Origin of the sequence: Micromonospora carbonacea, assembly GCF_014205165.1 — a bacterium.
Classification (GTDB): Bacteria; Actinomycetota; Actinomycetes; order Mycobacteriales; family Micromonosporaceae; genus Micromonospora; species Micromonospora carbonacea.
The window spans coordinates 2326429-2347980 of record NZ_JACHMZ010000001.1; the positions used below are offsets into that span (position 1 = coordinate 2326429).

Genomic DNA, 21552 nt, shown 5'->3' on the forward strand with positions numbered 1-21552 from the left:
ATGGGTGAGGCCGCCGTTCCTTCCGTGGGTTTGAGCGAGTCGTCGAAGCAGGCCCTGGAGGCGTTCACCGGGATGCGGTTGCACCGGTCGAACCTGCCGATGTTGGCGTACGACCTGCACGCGCTGGAGACGCTGGCGGATCGGGTGCGGACCCTGTTGGTTCCGGAGCTGGCCCAGGCGATCAAGGTGGTTCGGGCGGCGGGGGAGGGCGAGATCTACGAGCGGTTCGTCGCGCAGACGGCCCCGTTCGTGGAGATGCTGGACCGGGTCGCCGGTCTGAAGGTCAACCTCGCCCAGGCGATGCGGGTCTTCCTCAACCAGATGGAGCTCACGGATCGCCAGGCGCTCGTCATGTTCATCTTCATGATGACCGAGTTGGCGGTCGCGTTCGCGATGGCGTTCTTCCTGCCGGTGGAGGCGGCGGCGCACATCGTGAAGGTTCGGACGATCATCCAGACGATCCTGCGGTCGTCGATGGTGCGGGCGGCGGCGAGCAGCACGGCGATCCAGATGTTGTTCATGCCGGGGTCGTCGCTGTTGGCGCAGATCAGCATGCTCGCTGACGGACTGGTGCCGGAGATCGACTGGGGGCAGGTCGGCAAGCAGGCGTTGTACGGGTTGGCGGTGGCGGGCGTCACCACGGCGGCGGCGCCGGCGTTGGGCCGGTTCGCCGGCGCCGTCGGCGGTGGTCTGTCGCACCTCGGGGTCACGGGTTCCACGCGCGACATCCTGACCAGCCTGGCGATGGTGCCGGTGTCGGAGGTCGGCATGGAGGTGGTCGGCGGCATCGGCGCTGGCTACATGGTCGATGGGCACTACGACACGGGCAGTCTCGGGCCGGACGCGCTCTCCGGGGCGTTGTCGGGGTCGGGTGAGCTGGGTGCGACCGGGGCCGGGATGGGTGCGCGTCGAGGCGCGGTGAGCCTGGGGTTCAACCCGACCCGGCCCCGGTGGCGGATGCCCGCCGGCCCCGGCTTCACCGCCGACGGCAAGCCGGTGGCGCCGGTGCCGCCGCCCACCCCGGTCACCCCGGACCCGTCCACGTACCAGCCGGAGGCCGGCGATCCTGCGGGTGCGGGGTCCGGCGGGCAGGCCCCGGTGCCCGTCCCGCCGGTGCCGGCGCCGACCCTGTCGACACCGGTTCCGGCGGCACCTGAACCGGCGCCGCCGGTGCCCGCGTGGTCGGCACCGACCCTGTCCGCGCCGTCGTGGTCGACACCGGACCTGCCGGTCCCGTCGTGGTCCGTGCCGAACTTCTCGGTGCCGGCGGTGCCGCCGGTGCCCGTGCCGGAGTGGGTAGCGGTCGCCGGCGCGCCGGTGGTGGAGCAGTGGCAGCGGTTCCAGCAGGAACTGGTGGACCGCTACGGTGGGCTGCTCGCCGGGACGGGGCAGTCCCGGCAGTTCCTGGCGGCGCTTCCCGTGCCGGTCGAGCAGGTCTTCGCCGAGTGGGCCGACGCCCGGCAGAACGACCCGGCCGTCCCCGCCTTCCTGTCCCAGATCGGCTTGCCCGCCACCGCCCTCACCGAGCGGTACCTGATCGGTGTCCGGGACCAGGCCGTCGCCCATGTCACCGAGGCCCTTGCGCAGTCGGCCACCACCGGCGGGCAGCTCCCGGCGGGGCTACGCCCGGAGCAGGTCGTCGCCGCGCTGCCGGCGGAGTTCGACCGGCAGGCGTTGCGCGCGGCCGTGCACCTGGCCGCCCAGCACCACGTCGACCGGTACCTCACCGCCGGCACACCGACGCCCGTCACCCTGCAAGGCGGACTGGTCCTGCCAGGAGGGGCTGCCCAGGTGCCGGGGGCCGCTGGCGTGCCCGGCGGTGCTGGGGTGCCGGGGGCCGGCGGGGCGGCGGCGGTGCCGTCGGACGCCGAGCGCGCCGCAGTCGCGCGTGACGTGCGGGCCCACGTGGACCGGAGCCTCGATGCGATCCTCGGCCCCACCCCATCGTCCGCCGCACCACTGACCGCACCACTGACCGCGCCGCAGGCTGCGGTGGCCAGGCCCGACGCCGCGCAGGTCAACGCCGTGGCGGACGTGGTCCGGCAGGTGGTCACCGACCTGCCCGCCCGCTTCACTGCCGCGGCCATCGCCGACACCACCGCCCCGGACACGACGGCGGCCAGCCCGGCAGACCGGCGCACCGGCGCGCCGACGGCGCCGGTGACCCCGGAGCAGCACACCGCGGCGGCGGCCAGCCTGGCAGAACAACAGTTCACCGCCCTGGCCAGGGAGTACGGCGTCGAGCCGGCCAGCCGGGACAACCTCGCCGGGTCCTTCCAGCGGGACTGGGTGAACGGATACGACCAGGTGCTCGCCCAGGCCACCGCCGCCGGCACGCCGGGTGTGCCCAGCGCGGCAAGCGCGTCCGGGGTGCCGGCCTCGCCCGGCGCGTCCGGTGCGCCGGCTGCACCGGACGCGCCGGGCGCTCCGGATGCGGCCGGCGCGGCTTCCCGCACCGACCGCACGTCGAACCACCACGACGCGAGCGGTGGCAGCTTCAGCCGCGACAGCAGCTTCGACGACACCGTGACCGTCAGCGATCTCTCGTCGCCGGACGAGCTGGTCAGCCTCGACGAGACCATGACGGTCAGTGACCTCTCCTCGTTCGACGAGCCGGTCAGCCGCGACCCGGTCAAACGCGACCTCGACGACGGGGACTCGATCAGCCGCGTCCCGTCGCTCGACGAGCCGGACAACGGTGCAGCGGCCGAGCGCGCCCTCAGGCACACGGCCCCGTTCAACGACACCTCCTCGCGTGACGGCTTGCTCAGCGGCGACCCGGTCGGGCGCGACTTCGGCGGCAGGGATTCGTTCAGCAACATGTCCCCGCTGGACGAGCCGGTCGGTGGTGACCCGGCCGGACGCGGCGAGCCGGCCAGCACGGCACCGGAGCCGGCGGTCGCGGCAGCGGGGCAGCCCGCCGCGGCGGCCGAGTCCGCGCGGCGGGTCGTCGACTGGGTCGAGCAGACCCCGGTGGGCCCCGACGACATCCGCGACCCGTGGTGGTGGTGCGTGCAGGCCACCCTCGACGCCTTCACCACCGCCTACGGACGGCCCGGAAACCGGTCGGTGTTCGACGACCGGATCATCGGACCCGACGGCCGGCTCGCACCCACCACGAGCTGGCCGCAACTCCTGGACGTCCTCGACGCGACACCCGAGCGCGTCGCCCACCCCGACGGAGTCACCCCGGAGGATGTGCTCGCCGCGCTGCGCGCGGCACCGGGATCGATGGTCGTGGTCAGGGTCGCACCACCCAACGAACCACAACACGTCTTCGCCCTCCACAGCCAGCCACAACCATCCGGACCACCGACGATCAGGGTGCGCGACGGCCTGGTGCCCGACGCCGAGGACCGACCCGAACCGACCGATCCGGTACGCGACCCGTGGCTGCGGCACCTGTTCGCATCGAGCACCCGGCTCGCCGCGTTCGACAGCACCGGACGATCCACCACGATCGCCGACCTTCTTCCCGAGCGCATCACCGCACTCCCGCAGCCGACCACCACGACCAGCATCGACCCCAGCGCCGTCCTGCTTGCCTCCACCACCGCGCCACGCGGCCCGTCCCAGGCGATGCAGGCGGGCTCCAGCTCCCCCGAACCGTCCGGGATCCCCTGGCAGCCGTCCCCGTATGCGTCGGGCACCGACCCGGCGTTCCTTGATCCGGAATTCCAGGATCTGAACGCGTTGAATCTGAGCACTCCACCGTTGCCACCCGCGGACTGGGGGCCGATGGGGGGTGCCGAACCGATCGACCTGCCGCCAGGAGCGGACTCACCGGCGTCCGGCATGGACTGGGACACGCCGAGGGGCGCCGAGCCGGCCGACCCCTCGGATCCGCTGGCGGGCGTGGATTCGCCGGCATCGGAGTCCGGCACCGATTGGCTGGCGGATGCCGACCTGAACAACCCCTGGGAGCCGCTGGAAGGGGTGTCTGGAGTCGATTGGCGGACAGAGTCCGGCCCGGTCGACTATTGGGATCCGCTGGCGTTGGTCGATTCGCCGCCGCCGGTGTCCGACGGCGACCGGCTGGCTGATCCCGAACAGGTCGAGTCGGACCTGCCGGCAGGGGCCGATTCACCGACGTCCGAGGACGGGGAGCCGCCGGCGGGCACCGGCTCGGTCGACTCCGGGAATCCGCGGGCGGGGACTCGTATGCCGGCATCCGTGGCTGACGTCCCTTGGCTGGCGGATGCCCACCCGGGCGAAGCCGTGCGGCTGCTGGCAGCGTGGGATCAGCGGGTCTCGGCGCGTGGTTTCGGGATCCCGCCGGAGAACCCCGCACCAATCGGGCCGGACCCGGAGTCGAGTGGGGCCCCGGCGGTCGGTGGGCCCGGCGGTGTTCCGCAGGGTTGGAAGCGGGTCGTGGCTTCGGCGATTGTGCAGTTGTCGGCCGTGGGGACCCGTGGTGAGGCGGGTGGAGTCCGGGATGTCGCGGCGGAGTTCGTGCGGTGGACGCGCGACGTGTTCGGGATCGATCTTCTGGTGGACCCGAGGCCGAACGATTTCTACGACGCCGTGTTGCACAGCTTCGGGGAGCAGTTGGCGGGTGTGGGGGTCGAGCCCAGCGTTCCTGGGCTGCGTGCGTGGGTGGCCCGTGAGTTGGCTGCTGACCTTCGTCGGGGTGGCGAGTCGGAGTTCAGCGGGTTGCTTCCGTATCCGGAGGTCGTGTCCGAGCAGCGGCGGGAGGAGCTGCACCGGCAATGGCTCAACAAGATCGCGCGCGACCAGACCGGCGACTTCGACCTTGCGCATGTGGTTCCGCACGTCGTCGCTTCGCGGTTGTCCGTGTCGATGCGGGTCCACGATGCGTTCGGCGCTCCGCAGGACGTCGGTCCGGAGCCCGGTGCTGGTGCCGCCCGGCATCCGGTCGTGTTCCACAAGGGTGGCTACTACCTGGGCCGGTTGCCTGACCCGGCAGATACCGGACGCGCTCGCCGCATCGCTGAGGGCTTCCCCCGGGCAGAGGTGTCCGAAGACGAGCGGCAGCGGCTCGACCGACTGTTCGTCGAGGCACGCGATCTGCTGCTGGCGGCGATCGCGGAGGCGGAGAGCAATCCCCATCCGACCAACTCCGGGCACTGGCCCCTCCTGCGGGAAACCTTCCACCGCCAACTCGCGGTCATCCGTCAGCACCCCGACTCTCCCCACAACAGGAAGGCCCGAGAGCTCGCTGAGCACGTCCAGTACCTTCGGAGACTCCTCACCGGCGGCAGATGGGAGTCCGGAAACCGGCAGAACCTGGAAAACCAGTTCACCATCCACCTGCCCGTCTTCGTCGGCGCAAGGGGCGCGGGGTACCGGCATGTGCGCGTGTGGCTCCGTAACAGCCAGTCGACCGCTCTTGATGTCGAGCGGATGGCGGTCCCGGGCGATCTGGTCGCTGTCCATTTCGGCACGGTCGGTGGAGTGGGCACCGGCTTCGCTGAAGTCTCGTACACCGCGGCTGACGGCACCGAAGTCCGCTCTCGCCGAGAGATCGGCCGCAGACTGGACGACTCGGAGCTGGCCAGGCTGAGGAGCAGGGCGGTCGGGAAGGTCTGGGACCTTGACCGTCCGCCACTGGTGCGCGACTTCTACCTGACGACGCCCCTGCAAGGGAATGGCGAACTGGGCGTGGGGCTCGGCAGAACCCACCCCGGCCGGGATGTCTTGGCGGCGAGGATCCCGCCGGCCCCGGTAGTCGGCGGGCTTCCGCCCGTTCTCACCAGCGAGCTGAAGGAAGCCCGGCTTCTGCTCGGGTATGCCCGGGACGGCGGCCGACCCACTGCCGTCGTGGAAGCACCGGCCGGGAAGAACGTCAAAGGTCAGCCCCTGTACCTGGAACTGTCCAAACCTGCCATCACTCGATACGACATCGAACGGCTGCGCAAGAGAGCATTGTGGGAACCGGAGGATCGGTGGTCTCTCTCCGAGCAGGTGTCTTTCGACGTCGTGTTGCAGCCGGGGGCGTGGAGCGGCCATGGATCATCGTCGACCCGCGCCGCATCGGGTCCACTGTCGATCGCGGTCAGCAGTAGTGGTCGGGCCAGGACCTTGGCCGGGGCGGAGGTGGATCTCTCCCCGGGGACGTCGGTCACTCTGTCGGTGGGGAAGTGGCCGGGGCAGGGGGAGGACGGGGCGGGTGTCGCCGGCACCGTTCCTGTCGTGGTCCGCGCGCCGTTGGCCGACGGGTCCGGACACGTCTACCGGCTCTTCGACACCGGTGTGGACAACGAGCGCTTCGACGACCTGACAAGCGGGATCGGCGCGGCCCCGGCCGTCGGTGGGCCCGGCGGTGTTCCGCAGGGTTGGAAGCGGGTCGTGGCGTCGGCGATCGTGCAGTTGTCGGCCGTGGGGACCCGTGGTGAGGCGGGTGGAGTCCGGGATGTCGCGGCGGAGTTCGTGCGGTGGACGCGCGACGTGTTCGGGATCGATCTTCTGGTGGACCCGAGGCCGAACGATTTCTACGACGCCGTGTTGCACAGCTTCGGGGAGCAGTTGGCGGGTGTGGGGGTCGAGCCCAGCGCCTCTGGGCTGCGTGCGTGGGTGGCCCGTGAGTTGGCTGCTGACCTTCGTCGGGGTGGCGAGTCGGAGTTCAGCGGGTTGCTTCCGTATCCGGAGGTCGTGTCCGAGCAGCGGCGGGAGGAACTGCACCGGCAATGGCTCAACAAGATCGCTTCCCACAGGACTGGCGATGAGGACGTTGCGCATGTGGTTCCGCATGTCATCGCCTCGGGGTTGTCCGTGTCGATGCGGGTCCACGATGCGTTCGGCGCTCCGCAGGACGTCGGTCCGGAGCCCGGTGCTGGTGCCGCCCGGCATCCGGTCGTGTTCCACAAGGGTGCTTACTACCTGGGACGATTGCCTGACCCGGCAGATGCCGGACGCGCTCGCCGCATCGCCGAGGGCTTCCCTCGGACAGAGATATCCGAAGAGGAGCAGCAGCGGCTCGACCGACTGTTCGTCGACGCACACGATCTGCTGCTGGCGGCGATCGCGGAGGCGGAGAGCAACCCTGATCCGACCAACTCCAGGCACTGGCCCCTCCTGCGGGAAACGCTTCAGCGTGAGCTCGCGGTCATCCGGGAACATCCCGACTCTCCCCACAACAGGAAAGCCCAGGAACTCGTCGCCTACCGCCGATACTTCGACGACCTCCGTGCGGATCATCGGTGGGAGGAAGAAACGACGGACTTCCGTTACGACTTTACGCTCGACGTCGGCGCCAAGCGAGCCAAGAGCGGTAAGTCCCTGGAGCTGAGCGTGCCGCTGGACGGCGGGGCCGTAGCTCTGAACATCGGCCGAATGGCCATACGGGGCGACCGGCTTCCTGTTCATTACGGGGCGAGAGGCGAAGAAGGCATCGCTTTTGCGGAATTCCGGTACACGGATGCGACCGACGGCACCGACAGGATCCTCTACCGGAAGTTCGAACACACCTTCAGCGACGGTGACCTGCTCGAGTTGAGGGGAAAGGCAGCCGGCCGCGTGTGGGACCTTCACCACCGGCCGCTGTCGAGCGACCACTACCAGGTGGTAGTGCCTCTGACGGGACGCGGGTACTTAACCGGTCATTACGGCGACCCGGCGGCCCGGCGGCACGAGAGACGGATCATGGTCCCACACGTCCCGGTGGCCGGTGGGCTTCCGCCTGTCCTCGCTGCCGAGCTGGACGGCCGTCTCATCCTCGGGTACGCCGAGGACGGTCGACCCACTGCGGTCTTGGTAGCGCCGGCCGAAAAGAACGTCACAGGACTGCCCCTGTACCTGGAAGTGGGCAAGCCCGCCCTCGTCGTCGACGACATCAGGCGCCTGCGGAGGAACGCGCTGTGGGAACCGGAGGATCGGTGGGCTCTCTCCGAGCAGATGTCATTCGACGCCGTGTTGGCGCAGGGGAAACGGACGCCCGGTCCGCTGCCCATCGCGGTCGGCGGTCCTGACCCGGCCAGGACGGTGGCCGGGGCGGAGGTGGATCTCTCTCCGGGGACGTCGGTCACCCTGTCGGTGGGGCAGTGGCAGGGACGGGTCGGGGCGGATGTTGCCGGCACCATTCCTGTCGTGGTCCGCGCGCCGTTGGTCGACGGGTCCGGACACGTCTACCGGCTCCTTGACACGGGTGTGGACAACGAGCGCTTCGACGACCTGAAACGCGACATCACCGAGGCGCTGACAAACCCGGGATCGGTTGCGGAGATGCTGGCGGGGAGGTCCGACGATGCGGCGCGGGACCTGCCGCAGGCGAACCTAGCGGAGGGCTCGGCGCAGGCGGTGGTTGCCACGGCGATCGAACAGTTGTCAGCCGTGGGCAACCTCGACGAGCAGAACTTCGTGCGGTGGACGGGCGAGGTGTTCGGAATCGATCTCACGCGAGCGAGATCGAACAACTTCTACGACTCGGTTTTCCGCACCTTCAAAGAGCAGTTTGCGGACCTGGGGATCAACCGTCAGAGACTGCACGAGTGGACGGCCAGCAGCCTCGCCGCCGATCTCCGTCTGGGTGACGCGTCGGAGTTTCGGCGTTTGCTTCCGTATCCGGAGGGCGTGTCCGACCAGCGACGAGAGGACCTGCACCGGCAGTGGATCGGCAAGATCGCGTACGGCTACGGCAGCGATCACGACGTCGCGCACGTGGCTGTCCATGTCCTGGCCCGGTTCATACCGCAGTCGGTGCGCATCTACCAACCGTTCGACGCACCGTACGACGTCGGCGGCCCGGGGTCCGATTCCAACAAGCTGCCAGTTGTCTTCTACAAGGGTTCCTACCACCTCGGCCGGCCCGCTGATCCAAACGATGCCGACCTCGTCGCCAGAATCGCCAGGGGGCCCGATCGGACGTCAATACCAGATGGTGAGGAGCGGCGACTGGACGGACTGTTCGACCAGGCGCTTGGTATGTTGCTGGCGAGAATCGGTGCGGTGGAAGAGAACCTCCGAACGGCCGGCAGGCACTGGCCCGTCCAGCGGGAACACCTTGAGCGTAGGCTCGCGGTCATCCGTCAAGGGGTCGGCGGGGCAGATCTCGCCGAGCGGCAACGCCCCGAATCGCCCCGGCAGCAGGCCGACATCCTGGCGGAATACCGCCGGTACCTCAACAGCATTCTCCAGTCCAGCCCCTGGCGCGGCGAGGATTCAAGGCCTCAGGGAGGTCGGGTCACTCTCCACCTCAACGTCGGCTCCCAAGGTGATTCGATGGCGGCGGCGTTTGTTGCAGTGGGTGGCAAGCGCCTGCGCCTCCGCCACCTTAATAGCGTCGCCATCCCGGGCGACCGGATCGCTGTCGACCTCGGGATGGACGGCGAAGAGGTCTTCGCTGTTGCCAGAATTCCCTACAGCGCGCCCGACGGAACCGAGAGATTCATCTACCGGGACTATGTCACGGACTTTACCGCGGAAGATCTGAATGTTCTGAATGCGCGGGCAACGGAGGCCCGGTGGCGGACAGTTGAACCGGCGATCGGCCAGTTGACGAACAGGAAAGCCCAGAAGGGGTCGGCATTCAAGCGTTGGGCCTATGAGGTCTTTAGCATCGGTCGCGCGGAGGGCGGCGGAAGGCCGCTCGAAGCCTTCTACGGGACGGTGTTGAAGACCCATCGGGAACGGTTGGCGCAGTCGGGCGTCACCACCGTGGCTGGACTGGGCGTGCTGGTGGCCCGCCACCTGGACGCCGACCTGCGCCAGGGTGACCAGTCGATGTTCAGAGCACTTCTCCCCTCTCCGGAGAGCATGTCCGAGCAGCGACGGGAGACACTGCACCAGCACCTGCTCAACAAACTCCTGCACCGCCAGCCCGGCTATCCCGACGTCGTGCACGTGGTTCCCCACATCGTGGCCTGGGGTTTGGGTCTGCCGATGGCGATCCACCATCCGTACGCTGCCCCGTACGTCATCGGTCCGCCGACCGAAGACGGTGAGGTCCCGCAACCGGTCGTCTGGTTGGAAGGCGCCTACCGGCTCGCCCAGCCTCGTGACCCGCACGGTGCCCGGATCGTCGAGGGCTTCCCGTCACCCGCAGCCCTCACCGAACTGCGCAGACTGGACGTGGTGTTCGACGAGGCGCTCGAGGCGCTGAAAGCCGAAGTCGACACGGCGGAACTGAACACGACACTCCGCCACTGGCCGCTCCTGCGGGACACCTTCCACCGGAACCTCGCGGCTATCAGCCAACAGCCCAGTTCGCCCCGGAGGCACGCCGACGTACTCGAAGAACACGGCCGATACGTCGCCGCCCTCCGCGAGGAGAGTACGTGGGAAAGCGAGAACCGTTGGAACCTACAAGACCCGTTCACCATCCCCGTCCTCGTCGAGGACACCGCGGGTCGTCCGACTCTTCGGCTCCGGCTTGACGGGGACGACACGATCCTCGGATATGCCGATCGAGTCGCCGTCCCGGGCGACAGGGTCGCTGTGGATCTCGGAAAGGTTGACGGCGAGGGTGTCGGGATCGCCAGAATCCCGTACACCGCGCCCGACGGCACCGAGAGGTTCGCCTACAAGGAGATCGCCCGCAGGTTCACCGACAGCGAGCTGGCCGAACTGTGGAGCGTGACAGCCGGCCCGGTGTGGGAGACCGTCGACCGGTGGACGTTCGGCAATCGTTACCACGTCACGGCGCCGGTGAGCGAAAGCGGAGTATTTGACATCACCTTCGGCGGCCAGCGAGTCACGCTCCCACCGGTCGAGATGGCCGACGGACTTCCGCCGGTCATCGCCGCCGAACTGGGGGAGGGGCGTTTCCGGCTCGGGTACGGCATGGATGGTCGACCCCTGGCGGTCCTGGAAGCACCGGCCGGAAGGAACGGCACCGGAGCGCCCCTGTACCTGGAGCTGTCCTCGCCGGCCCCCACCGCCTACGACATCGAGCGGCTGCGTTCGATGGCGCTGTGGGAGCCAGCCGAGCCAGGGGCGCTCCTCGACGAAGTATCCATCGATCTCGTCATGCAGGAGGACGGGCGCACGCCCCACCCGCTGCCGCTCACGCTCGGCGATGACCTCTCGGCCAGGACGCTGGACGGGCAGCAGGTGGATCTCTCTCCTGGGACGGAAGTCGCCCTGCGGGTCGGCCGATTCCTCCGCCTGGAGGAGTCGAACGTCGTCACGAGCATCTTCGCCGCCGTCGAGGCACCGTTGGCCGACCATTCCGGATACGCCTACCGGCTCATCGACACGAACCTGCCGAACGAGTGGTTCGACGAGTTCACGACGCAGTGGGAGGCGACCGACAGCGGCAAACGCCCAGCCGTGCCGGAATGGCCGGCGGGCCCACTCGAGAAGCGCCCGCGTACCGGGGGTGGGTTGCCGGGTGGGCCGGCGGCGTTCGAGTGGGTTGGTGTGGTTTCGGCCGATGCGGGGGTTGGGTCGTCGTCGGGGTGGGCGGCTGGGGTGGGGCCGTTGGTGGAGCAGGTTGCCGGTGGTTGGCGGGTGTCGTATCGGAGTGTGGAGGGTTTGCCTCGCTGGGACGAGATGACGCGGGTGTATTCGGATCGGTTTACGTGGCGGGGTGGGGAGCCGTTGCGGTTTGTGGGGACGCCGGGGGCGGGGCGTCCGTTCCGGGTGGAGACGGCGGGGGCTGAGGCAGGGGTTCGGGTTTTCGTTGATCACTGGGTGCACCGTGGGTCGGGGCGGGTGGTGTTCCGTCTGCGGTTGGAGCCCGACGCGGACGTGGCGCGGGAGTCGATCCTGGGCACGCTGCGTGCGGTCGAGCAGTGGGTGGTGCAGACCAACCAACGTCTGCGGCCGGGGGGTGGGCCACGGTCGGTGGCGGTGGTGTTCGACCCGGCCGCGGAGACGAGGGTTCGGCTCAGCCGGTACGGCAGTGGTCTGCGGGCCAGTGATGGTGTGTGGGTCAGCGAGGACGGCTCGGCGGGTCGGATCACCCAGTTGCACTGGCTTGCGGGTCTTCCGTCCCGCGCCTACGGGCACGAGCTGAAGCACTTCGCCGGGGTGCCGCACGACGGGTCGCCGGGTGACCTGCTCAGGACGGCCAGGACCGTCGGCGACGATCATTTGCACGAGCCGGGGTTCACCACCTGGGAACTCGACCAGATCCGCGCGACGGCCGCTTCGTACGTCGCTCCCACGGTCGCGCCCCGGCCGGCCCTGGTCCCGCTCGGCGTGCCCCGCGACGGTCTCGACCTGTTGTCCGCGTTCGTCGCCTCCGCACCGGCCCTGGTCCGCACCGCGCTGGACACGCGGCTGCCGGCGGACCTGCGGGAGTTCCTCTCCGACCCGGCCGGGGTACGGGCCGCTGCCGCCGAATCGGTCCGCACCGGAGCCCTCCGGGGGTCCGAACTCGGCCGGGTCACCGAGCTGTTGCGAACCCACGTGTCGGACTATCTGGCGGCGAACGCGGGGCGGTTGCCGGCGGACGTGACCGCGCAGCGGATCGCCTTCCGGCCGCAACACGAGCGGGACGTGGCGGCGCTGAGCCCCGACCAGGCGCTGCGGCGCGTCGGTGAACTCGTCGACGCCGGTCTTCTGGACCCGGACACCGCGCGGGCACGTCTCGACGAGATGCGGGCGAATCCGGCGGACGCCGGGCGTCACCTGTTCGAGGTGCTGACCGACCCCGATCGCCAGCTCGACCCCGGGGAACTGGCCGCGGTGAAGGCGGCCGTGAGCGACTGGGCGAACCTGTCGGACAGCCCCGCCGGCCGGTTCCTGGCACCGCTGCTGGCCCACGCGACCGATGCCCGGATGCAGGTTTCCCAGGTCACCCCGGACGGGGTACGGCCGGTCGGCGGGTACGGCCCGACCGTGGGCGCCCCGGTCAATCTGGCCCAGGCGGCAGTCGACCCGGAACGGCCGGGCGTCCACTTCGACGCGCTCGTGCCGGAGACCCCCGCGGCGGTCGAGCCGTCGGCCGTACCCCCGCAGCAGCTCGCGCCGGCCCCGCAACCGCCGGCCCCGGCCGCCGACGACGGCCGGCAGCAGGTCGTCGCGCTGGCCGCGTCCCCGGACGCGCCGCTGGTCGTCATGGCCGAGGGGCTGCCGGACGACCTGCGGCTCCAGCGCGCGGTGGGCGGTGTGCTGCTGCACGACGGCGACGTCGCACCCGGCCCGATCAGCTCGCGGGTGTTGCCCCCGACCGGCCCCGGCCCGGCCATCCTGCTGCACTCCTCGGTGCTCGACCCGGGCCGGCTCGGCGTCGCGCTGGCCGGGTTGCGGGCGCAGGACGCCACCATGGCCGTCCTGCACTGGCCGCAGGACCAGCCGGTCACCGTGGCCCGGGCGCTGGAGGTCACCGCGCAGGTGCTGGGGCCGCAGTCCCTGGCCATGCTGTCGGTGCCCCGGTCGGCGCTGCGGGACCGGCCGACGCCCAGCCCACAGGTCGTGCCGCTGGACGACGACGGTGAGGTGACCTTCTTCAGCGGGCGGCCCGAGCGGTACCTCTTCCTGCCCGACGTCACCGGCGCGCCGCGCCGGCCCGCCCCGTACGGCCTGCCCGAGCAGTCGCCCGGCGTGTACGGGCTCGGCGACGGCTGGGTGGTGTGGGACGGCGGCAGCCACCTGTGGATCGGGCCGGCGACCGAGCTGGACGGGGCGCGGCGGTTGCTGCCGGACACCGGTGGCTGGCTGGCCGAGCCGGTGGTCTTCCTGGGCTGGAAAGCGACTGCGCTGCCGGTCGAGGTGGGTCACCGGGTCGGCCGGATCTTCGGCGGCATGCCGGCCGCGTCACCGACGAACCTGATCACCTCCGGGATGGGGCTGGACCGGCGCACACTCGTCCCGTCGGAGGTGTCCGGGCTGCCGGCCGGCGTCCGGTTGAGCCACGTCCCGGGTGGGGTGCTCGCCCACGCCGGTCCACGGCCGCCGGCGGGCGCCACGACCCTGCGCTGGTCCGACCTGACCACCCCGGCCCGGCCCCGGCTGGTGCTGGACGAGTCGGTCGGCGACCCGGTCGCCGTCGTGGAGGCCGTCCGTCGAGGGCTTCCCTCGGGTGCCGGCCCGCTCCAGGTGTTCGTCGCGCCGCCGGCCGCCGGCACCCCGGGCACGCCGTCCGGTGCGGGGGACGCGGCCCGGGTGGCGGAGCTGTTGCGGGAGCGGTTCGGCGGGCGGCTGGAGCTGGTGCTGCCGGTCTCCGTGGTGGGCCGGCAGCCGTCCGGCGCCGACGAGCTGATCCCGGTCGACGCCCGGGGGCAGGAGACCTTCCCGGCCGCCGCGCACGCCTGGCGGGCGCCGTCCCGACCGGCGCCGTCCCGGCGATCCGGGCCGCTGGGCCTGCGACCGGCTCCCACCGGCGGATACGCGGTGCACCGGGGCTGGACGGTCCGGGAGCAGGCCGGGGTCGTCCTGTTCGCGCAGAACGGCACCAGCCCGAACACGCTGTCCCCCGACGCCCTGGCGGCCCCCGCGAGCGGGGTGGCCGTGGCGGTCCAGTCCCGGGGTGGCCCCATCCCGCGCGAGGTGGCCGACACGGTCGCCCGGCTGCTGTCCGGTGTTCCGGAGGCCGACCGGGACGTCCGGGTCTTCGGCAACGCGGCCAGCGCCGGACCGGCCGCACCCGATCCCGGCGGGTCGTCCGCGTCGGCTCCGGCGCGGCCGGCCACCCCGGACCGGCGGGCGCTGGCGCTCGGCGATCCCAAGGCCAACCTGCCGGACGTCGACCGCATCGAGCAGGGACTGCGCGCGGAGGCGGCCCGCCGGGGCGTCACCGTGCGGGACGACGAGTGGGAACAGCTGCGTGAGCGGCTGCTCAACAACTACCCGCAGGTGGTCTCCGCCGACGGGCACCTGTTCACGCTGGGTGGCATCGAGGTGCGGGCCCGCCTGCGGCCGGAGGACCCGCAGCCGGTGCCCAACCCGGCCGGATCGTTCGACACCGAGACGCCCGGTCCGTCGCTGGACGACACCGAGGGCCGGACGAGCGAGGACGGCCGCTTCCACGCCAACCAGTTCACCCAGGGTGTCTTCCAGACCGGTGCGCACAGCCAGTCCGACGGCACCACCACGCGGGCGGTGCGGCTGCGGGGTGGCTTCAACGTCGACGTGCCGCTCGGCCCGACGACCCACTGGGGACCCAACTTCAACGCCACCCTCAACAAGGTCGACCAGAAGTCCGCCTACCTGATCGACGCGGAGAAGGGCCGGGTGCTCGACACCCGCGCGGACTCGACGTTCTACTCGTACGAGCCGGGGTGGTCGATCGAGGCACGCGGCGACGGGCAGCCGTGGCAGGCGGTGGAGGTTCCGGAGCCGCCGGACGGGCAGGAGGCCGCCCGGCTGGTGGTGGCGATCCCCGACCACCTGCTGGAGAGCACCGACGAGCAGGTGGTCGCCGACCTGCCCGAGCACCTACGGGACAACCTGACGCGGGTGCCGGAGCTCTTCTCCGCCAGCAACATCACCGGGCTCAACGAGCTGTACGACCACATCATCGACCGGCTGCGCGCCGACGGCTTCGACATGTCCGTCGAGAGCCCGCTGCGGGGTGAGTTGCAGCGCAAGCTGTGGAACCTGGAGACGCACCTCGACGAGGCGGTGAACAACCGGCGGACGCCGGAGACGGACGGCGACGCCGGCGCGCTGACCCGGGGCTACGCCTTCACGCTGCACGACGACGGGCACGCGGCGGCCAGCATCCGGGTGTACGGCCGTCGTCTCGGCGGCTCCATGCAGGTGGGCCTCGGCGGCGGCTCCACGCGGGTGGGCGCCAGCAGCGACAAGGCCCACATCGAGCAGGTGCGCACCGGCATCGTGGGGCAGGGCGGCGAGTTCACCCTCGGGCAGTCGGCCGGGCTGTCCCTCGGTGGCGCGGTGGACCTGCCGCTGGCCCGGCGTCTCGACGATCCGCAGGCGTACCAGGAGAGCGCCAAGCTCGGTCTGTCCGCCCGGGCCGGGATGAGCTGGACCAGCAACGACGGCGGCGGCGTCACGGTGGCCTCGCTGAACGTCGTGGTCGGCCGGTACACCGGCCAGACCGTCGGCCACGAGGTGCCGTTCGAGTGGCACGCCGAGGTGGCCACCTCCCGCCGCCCGCGCGAGTGGCCGCATCCGACGCCGGTGGTGCACGGGTCGGCGGTGCTCCGGATGTCCGAGCCGGACGCCTTCGACCACGGGTTCAGCGTCGACGCGGACGCCTTCGCCCCCGACACCGTCCCCGGCCTGGCGGACGGTGGCCTGGCGGTGGCGCCCGTAGGCGGACGACCGCGGTCGGTGCCGCACGACCGGTGGCGGCCGAGGTTGCGCAACACCGGCGTGCACCCGGAGGACACCGGCGGCAACCTGCTGCCCCGGCACGTCCTTCAGGGGCGGGGTCTGCTGGGTCAGGCCCTGCCGAGGATCGACAAGCCGGCGGTGCGGCGGCTCCGGGCCGGTCTCGTGCAGGTGCTGGCCGGTGAGGGGTTCCTTCCGGCGGACGGGGACCGGCCGTGGGCGCACGGGGAGCGGAGCCGGCCGGCGACCCCGGACCCCGGCACGCCCATCGAGGAACGGCCGCTGCTGGGCCGGATGGTCGACGGGGCGCGGTACGCCTACGACGAGGTCGTCCACCGCGACACCGACGCGGCGATCGACAACCTGGACCTGTTCCACAAGATGGTGAGCGGCGACGGCCTGGAGTCGCACTTCGACTCGCTCGTCCAGGACGGCGCCACGCGCGTCGACGACCCGGACGGGCCCGCCCCGGAGGCGGGCATGTCCTTCACCCTGCACAGTTGGCGCAACGCGGTGATGCGTACCGCCGAGGTGACCGTCTACGCGATCCCCCGGATCACCGCGGACGTGGACGCGGACGGCAACTCGGTGCACTTCGAACGGCTCAGCGACGAGGTCAGCACGGTCACCCTCGGGATGTCGCTCGGCATCGCCGGCCAGGGCGCGAGCGGCAACCAGGGCTGGTCGGTGGAGGGCGGGGTGAACACCGCGCTGCCGCCGAGCGTCAAGGAGCTCCGGTCCGTCGGACTCGTCGGCGGATCGGTGAGCCGCAACGTCGGCGCCGCCGAGCGGGTGACCCGCGTGGTCAACCGGCCGGAGCTGAAGGAGTACGGCGGCCGGGTGATGTTCGTCAACGCGCCGTACGACCTGGGCTACGTGGTCCGGATCAGCGACCGGGACGCCCCGATCACCTCGCCGACGCTGATCCCCGCCACCGTGCACGCCGCGCTGCTGACGTTCAACACCGACCCGGCCACCTTCAGCGAGGTAGCCCCCGGCGACACCGCGCCGTCGGCGCTCGACCAGGGCATCGTGTACTTCGTCGACGCGCACGGCCTGCGCGCCGCGGCGCGGAACCAGTTGCCACGGGACCTGACCCTGGCCGGCCGGCCGATGACCGGGCCGGTGGCCAGCCTGACCAACCACGTCACCTTCCAGGCGCGGTTCAAGGAGGCGGTGCTCGGCCAGTACGGCGCGACCACCCTGGTCGAGCCCGGCTTCTGGGCGAACACCAACGCCGCGCTCTCGGTGAAGGTGCCCCGGATCCGGGGGGCGCGGTTCGTCGGCGCCACCCCGGACCAGTACGTGACCGGCCTGATCGAGCTGTACCTGGCCGAGACCGTCAACGTCGCCAACCGGTCGTTCGCGAAGGCGTTCAACCTGCCCAACATCGGCATCGCGCACAAGTTCGGCCCGCTGAACGTCGGCTTCGGCGAGTCGGCGGGCGTGCGGGTCAGCGAGAGCGAGTCGGCGGAGACCAAGCGCGTCGGCGGCCTGGAGATGCTCAAACTGGCCTTCGGCCGGGGGTACGCCTTCGAGGCGGAGTTCGACGTCAACGTCCGCGCCGGCGTCCGTACGCAGGTCGGGTTCGTCGTCAGCCGGGTCGACGTGCCACCCGGCGCCGACCTGCGGGGCCGCACGATGCTGTTCATCCTGCCGGAGGCGGAGGCCCTGGCGCAGTACGCGGCCGGGGAACTGCCGGTCAGCGACGTGCAGCTCGTCGACGCGTTGGGCCGGTGGTCCCGCGGTGAGCTGGTGCTCAGCGGCAACACCGTGGCGGGGGCGCTCAGCCGGTGGCGTGGCGAGCTGGCCGGCCGCGTGGCCGGCGGCCTGCCCGACCTCGGCGCGTACCTGATCCGGCACCAGGTCCAGACGTGGGCGCTGGCGCTCGCCGACCGGCACGTGGACCTGGCCCAGCGCGGCGCGGTGCTCGACCCGCGCCGCCGCGCGCGGTTCGCCACCGACTTCGGGATCACCCTCGACCCGGACGTCAACCCGTTCAGCGCGTTGACCCTGCCGCCCTACCTGACCCGGACCGGTGACCGCACGCTGGGCCACGCGGGCGTCGACGAGCTGGTGCTTTTCACCGGGCCGGCCCCGGCCGACGGCGGGCCGCGTCCCACCACCACCGTGCTGGACGCCGTTCGGGAACTGGTGGACGCCGGCCGGCCCGGCCTGCTCGGGGCCAGCCACGACAACTGGCCGGGGGCGGGGAACCGCTGGGGCGTGCTGATGGTCTCGCCCGACGAGTCGGTGGTCGGCGCGCTGCCCGGCGGCCTCGAAACGCTCCAGTCCACGCTCGCCGGCCAGCGCGCCAACATCGTGTTCGCCGACATGCTGCACCGCTACAACGGCGTGACGTTCTACCTGGTCGACCAGCGCAACCCGGTGGCGGCCCAGATGTTCAAGCTGAAGGTCTCGGCCACCCTGGACGGCCGCCCGCGGTACACCGGCTGGGTCGCCGACTACGGCATCGAGAACTACGAGCACGCCTACGGCGCCACCGCCCGCATCATCGGGCAGGCGCTGGGCTGGAACCTCACGCCGGCCCGGTTCGGCTTCTCGGCCGACGGCGTCCCGGTGTCCACCGCCGCGTCGCTGTCGTTCGCGCCAGGCGCCGGGCGGGGCGTCAAGGGTGCCGCGCAGGTCGTCCGGGAACGCACCGTCTACGACTGGACGGGGCACTACCGGACCACCGACGGCGTCGGCGTCAGCCTGGAGCTCAGCCGGGTGCAGATGCACGGCTGGCAGCCGAGCTACCTGGTGAACCACGTGCTGACGACCCTGAACGACGCGGCGGACTGGGCGTTGCACCGCGCGCCCGCCGGCTTCGCCGACTGGATCTCCCTCGCGCCGGTGGAGCCGGTGCAGACCCGGCACTACGAGGGGCGGATCGACTTCAAGGTGCCCCGGGGGCTGGCCGAGGCCACCCCCGTCCCCCGGTCGCCGCAGCTCGACCTGCGCGCGCTGCCGTCGCTGCCCGGCGACGCCTACGTCAGCGGCGCCCTGCTCGACGACCTCTACCCGGCGGCCCGGCACCTCATGGGCAGCGTGCTCGGCCCGCAGGCCAACGCCCCGCTGTACCGGGGCAGCGTGGCGCTCGACGGACTGCTGTCCCGGCTCAACGTCGACAACCACCTCTCCGAGGGGCTGGGCGACGGCGGATACCTGCTCGGCTCGCACCTGTTCGTCGCCGGCGCGTCCAACAACCGGGTCGCCATGCGGATGTACGTCAAGCTGCACTCGCTGGAGATCATCAGCAGGATGGCCACCACCGGCACCGGCCGATACGCCAAGTTCGCGTTCACCACCTCGGCCACCCAGTCGCGCAGCCGGTGGCGGCCCAACCTCGACGCGGGGCTGTCCCACGGCGCGCCGATCGGGAAGACGAACCTTGGCCCGCAGGAGGACACGACGGCCACCGGCGGGATCTCCACCGGCGCGAACCGGACCGCGCCGGCCAGCCACAGCGCCACCTTCGACGACACCAAGCGGCTCGAGAACCACCTCAAGATGCAGGGGCCGACGTATCTGGTCCGGATCCGCACCCAGGCGCGTTTCGTCGTGGTCCCGCACCGGCACAGCGCGTTCGACAGCGACGCCGGCCTGACGCCGATCGAGCCGGCGCGGTTCGAGGCCGACGACGCCCCCGGCACCGGTTGGATGAGCGGCGACGGATTCTACGAGATGTTCGCCGACGAGGTGCACGAGCTCCAGCGCGCGCTCTCCGAACGGTACGACTGGACGGCGAACAACCCGGCCGGCTGGCCCGCGCCGGCGGCCGACGCCCCCACGATCGGCCTGGAGGGCCTGCTGCAACGCGCCACCCCGGCGGGCATGGCCGCCGCCCCGGTGGCCGACCGGGTCATCCAGGCCGGCGACTTCGACCCCGGCCAGGCGCCCCAGCATGTGGCCCTGCTGATCCGTGACCAGCTCGGCAACCACTACGACCCGGTCAGCCCGCTCCGGCTCACCGCCGGTGCCGCCGAGCAGACCCGCCGCCGGTACGAGGTGGTGCTGGACTGGGCGGTGGGCCACCTCCAGCGGCTCAACCCCGTGCAGCAGGCCGCCGCCGGCCTCGCCGAGCTGACCGCCTGGAAGAACCGGGCCGGCAAGCTCGCGGTCGGCGCCGTGCTGCCCGCCGCCGACGTGCGGCAGTTCGCCGAGCGGATCCCCCGGATCGTCGAGCGGGTGCAGGCGGTGCAGCCGCCCGGCGTCGCGCCGATCACCCCACCGCAGGAGGTGGAGCTGCTCGCCCAGGACCCGCGCACGGTGGCCCGGGTGGTGGCGTTCGAGCTGAAGACCCACCTCGACCTGACCGTCACCGACGACCAGGGCACGGCCAGCCGGTACCGGATCGACCCGCAGGGCTGGATCGTCGCGCTGCGGGAGGGCCCGGACGGCACCTTCGCCCCGGTCACGGCCCCCGAGGTGATCTTCGAGCTGGACCGTGACCTGAAGCTGCGGGCCGACGCGGCCGGGATCCGCCTGCGACGGCAGGCGGCCCTCTACCACGAGCTGCTGGGCCGTACCCCGGTGCAGATGGACGCCGCCGCGCAGCTCGGCCCGGAGCTGGAGACGCACATCCGCCGGGCCCGCGCCGACGCCGACGACCGGGCCCGCGAGTGGATCACCGAGGGCCTGCCCGCCAGACCCGCGGATGCCCCTGCCGTCCACACCGCCCGGGACGACACCGACACCGCCCAGACCCGGGCCGGTCGGGCGCGGCGGCTGCTCGCCCCCGTCCTGCCGCCGGGATGGACCACCACCGGGCCGCTGCCCCAGGCGCCGGACACGCTGCGCCCGGGCACCCGAGTGTGGATCACCCGCCCCCAGGGCGCCGCCGCGGCACGCGTCGACGCCGACGGCACGCACCGGCTCTACGACCCGTTCGCCCTCGGCACGGCCGAGCGGACCCTCGACGCCCCGCAGGTCCGGGACGTGCTCGCCGGGGCGCAGGCCGTCACCCTGGTCGAGCCCGACGTGCTGACGAGCTGGCTGCTCCAGGACGGCGACTGGGCGGCCTCCCGGCGGTTCGCGGAGGACAACCTCGGGGTGCTGCGCGCCGACCCGACCGCGGCGCGGCTGACGCGGGACCAGCAGCAGGCCCGGCCCGCGTCACCCCAGACCCCGCCGTCCCGGCCCGACGCGACCCGACCCGGGACGACCCCGGCACCCGCCGGCGATCCGGTGCTCGACCGGCACCGTGCCCTCCTCGACGCCATCCGGGCCGGACGACTGACCGCCGCGTACGACTTCCTCGACGCCGCCGACGCGGCGGCCCGGCACCGCGTGCTCGCCGACGCGGTGGCCGCGGTGGTACCGGCCGACCCGGCCGCGCCGGCCGGGCTGCGGGCCCTGGCGGACCTCGTCGACGCCGACGCCCGGACGACCCGGCCCCGGCCGAGCCCG

At 71.8% G+C, this 21552-nt stretch carries 1 protein-coding gene (only partly in view); it reads left to right on the forward strand.

What is annotated here, in order from left to right; genetic code table 11:
• Window positions 1-21552, forward strand: partial view of a toxin glutamine deamidase domain-containing protein gene (locus HDA31_RS10295; protein WP_178064871.1) — the 5' portion only. The gene runs 13821 nt beyond the window's last position; 21552 of the gene's 35373 nt are visible here — the first part of the coding sequence; the start codon lies at window positions 1-3; its stop codon lies off the right edge, out of view.